This window comes from Paenibacillus sp. FSL R5-0923 (assembly GCF_038009145.1).
GTDB lineage: Bacteria > Bacillota > Bacilli > Paenibacillales > Paenibacillaceae > Paenibacillus_AQ.
Genome location: NZ_JBBPAT010000007.1, coordinates 1 through 1,367 on the forward strand (window position 1 = coordinate 1; position 1,367 = coordinate 1,367).

Consider the following 1,367-nt stretch of genomic DNA (forward strand, 5'->3'; position numbering starts at 1 on the left):
TGTTCGTTCTTCTGTAATTAGTTCAGAAATGGAAAAGAAAATATTAGATGGGCAAAGAAAACTTCCTACGAAGAATGAGTTGATCGGTGGCCATTCTCCGCAAATCAACAATGTAAATCCTAATTATGCAGTTCAAGAAATAACAGTTAATGCAGATGGAACAAGAAAAGTTAAGTTTACTACTCAATTTCCTGATGGTAACTTATCTAATATTAAAACGAGTACTTTATTCCCGGATTCATGGAGTGATTCGCAAATTATTAATGGTATAAAAGATACTGGTAATACTGCATCCATTGGAGTTCGTGCCTCGGATGGTGCAACTCTTCATAGAGGAACTGTTAATGGTGTTCAAGTTGAAGTTATTAAAATAGGTGACAATGTTGTATCTGGCTATCCAACAGGTGGGGGAGCTACACAACTTCTAAGTGGTTTTACAGCACCTTAACTTGTAATCTGATCCAAAGGAGTTTTTTAATGTTTACAGAATTTGATGACTATCTTTCAGGATATTTCTCAGATGATTATTGGTATGATGAAGGTTATTCAATTGCACAGGCGATGCTGTTAAAATTCTCCCCACGGGATTGGGAAGAATTATCAAACGGAGTGTTAAATAAGCCAATAGAGTGGCAAAGAAAGTTAGCATATTGTTTGCATAATGAATCTAGCATGGATGAATTGAATATGTTGTTGAAACTGCTAAGTACTGAAGATGAAGAGTTATTCGAAATATGTATTGATGCATTAAGAAGTTTTACTAGTACTGAAAGTAAAAAACGGATATTAAAAAATCCTTCAATTCTACAGAGGATTTATGAGTTAATCCCCAATTCAGGGGACGCGACAAAAAAAGTATTTGAAGCTTTTCTGGAGAAGATACAAAGCCGATGACGATATTATTGGTGGGGGCTACCCAGTGCCGAAAGAATCCATTATTTAATCAATAACACATTTTACCCATGTAATACCTGTATAAAGATTTCACCACTTTATTTGTACGCACATCAGATGCTTTAAAAGTATAACCTAAATAACGCTATTGCGTTACATTGAACAGGTCGATTATGGTCAGATACCACCATGATTGACCTGTTTTTTGTTATCTTCGTTTTCTCTCGGTTTTCTAAATCAATTACATCTGATTACTTTGCTAATGGGTGGTGAAACATAGATCGCAACGATCACGATAGATAGAATGACTACTGATAGTGAGGGGGGCAGAAAAAAGTAGGATGTCGACCGCAACTTTACTGACCGTCGTTACGATAGCTATCTTGTAAATACAGTCTGGTGACGACCAGTCAACATATACAGGTAAGGTAACTAATTTGTTCTTCGATCACGTTTTGTACGATGGATGCTTT

General features: G+C 36.0%; 2 protein-coding genes. Both read left to right on the forward strand.

Annotated features, from left to right (window positions below):
* The coding region (locus MKX35_RS31790; RefSeq protein ID WP_341044555.1) for an EndoU domain-containing protein at window positions 1-448 on the forward strand (448 nt) is incomplete at its 5' end.
* A gap of 29 nt (window positions 449-477) precedes the next feature.
* Complete coding sequence (locus tag MKX35_RS31795) at window positions 478-894, forward strand: hypothetical protein (RefSeq protein ID WP_076301169.1); 417 nt, start codon at window positions 478-480, stop codon at window positions 892-894.
* Window positions 895-1,367: the final 473 nt, after the last annotated feature.

Coding starts and splice junctions, on each gene's coding strand:
- MKX35_RS31795 (WP_076301169.1), top strand. CDS start 478: ATGTTTACAGAATTTGATGACTATCTTTCAGGATATTTCTCAGATGAT.